This window comes from Pseudomonas sp. K8, from assembly GCF_014889455.1.
In the GTDB taxonomy this organism is placed as follows: Bacteria; Pseudomonadota; Gammaproteobacteria; order Pseudomonadales; family Pseudomonadaceae; genus Aquipseudomonas; species Aquipseudomonas veronii.
This window is the reverse complement of record NZ_VJWO01000135.1, coordinates 1-816: the sequence shown is the minus strand read 5'-3', so window position 1 is coordinate 816 and position 816 is coordinate 1. Positions and strand designations below refer to the sequence as shown.

Genomic DNA, 816 nt, shown 5'->3' with positions numbered 1-816 from the left:
CGCCAGGCCAGCGCATCCATGCTCTCGTCGCCATCGTCCATCCACTCGCGCGGCAGGAAGCGGCGGCTTTCGGCGTCGTAGTCCACCACCAGCCACTGGTCGGTGAACGCCGCGGCGGCCGGGTGCACGGTGCCATCGCCATCGGCCACCACCGAGGCGCCATCGAAGGTGAGCGCATCCTGCCCGCCCACCATGTTGAGGTACAGCAGCGCCGCGCCGGTTTCGCGGGTGCGCTCGGCCAGCAGCGCATCGCGCTGGGCGTGCTTGCCGCGTTCGTCCGGCGAGGCGTTGGGCACCACCACCAGTTCCGCACCCTGGCGCACGGTGTCGGCCAGCGGTTCGGGGAACCACAGGTCTTCGCAGACCAGCACGCCCACCGGCACGCCCTTCAACTCGAACACGCAGCTGCCGCCGTCCGGGTCCACATCGAAGTAGCGGCGCTCATCGAACACCGCGTAGTTGGGCAGTTCGCGCTTGCGGTAGGTATGCAGCACCTGGCCATCGCGCAGCACGCTGGCCGCGTTGTAGACCACCGCGCCGGTGGCCTCGGGCCAGCCGACCACGGCGGTGATGCCCAGTTCCGGGAACACCACCAGTTCGGCGCCGAACTCATCGCGCGCCTCGGCGATCATCGCGATGATGCTGTCGGTATTGCGCTCGACCGCCCCCACTGGGAAATCGAACTGAGCCATCGCAATACGGATCGAGGTCATGAGGTAACGCCTGAGGTTTCGATACCCCATTGTAGCGCCGGGCCCTGCCCGGCAAACCGGGTGCCAGAACGCAGAAACGCCGCCCGAAGACGGCATTGTGTGC

General features: G+C 67.9%; 1 protein-coding gene. It reads right to left on the bottom strand.

Annotation, left to right across the window (positions count from 1 at the left end; translation table 11 throughout):
* The coding region (locus tag INT12_RS30570) for a nitrilase-related carbon-nitrogen hydrolase (RefSeq protein ID WP_319018073.1) at nucleotides 1-713 on the bottom strand (713 nt) is incomplete at its 3' end.
* Nucleotides 714-816 lie beyond the last annotated feature (103 nt).